This window comes from Nocardiopsis sp. KDC1DS13DA1, assembly GCF_055632325.1.
On record NZ_JBVMUY010000076.1, the window covers coordinates 1 to 233 of the forward strand.

Sequence of the window (233 nt, forward strand, 5' to 3'; positions counted from 1 at the left end):
GCTGCTGTTCCTGGGCTTCCACGGCACGTTCCTGGTGCAGCACTGGCTCGGTGCGATGGGCTTCCCCCGCCGCTACGCCGACTACCTGCCCACCGACGGCTTCACCGACCTGAACCAGTTCTCGTCGATCTCGTCGTTCGTGCTGGGTGCCTCGACGCTGATCTTCTTCTGGAACATGTACGTCACCGCGAGGAAGGCGCCGAAGGTGACCGTCGACGACCCGTGGGGCTACG

At 64.8% G+C, this 233-nt stretch carries 1 pseudogene; it reads left to right on the forward strand.

The features are described from left to right. Window positions 1-233: pseudogene (locus ACTVAJ_RS30310) on the forward strand (aa3-type cytochrome oxidase subunit I); the annotation flags it as partial.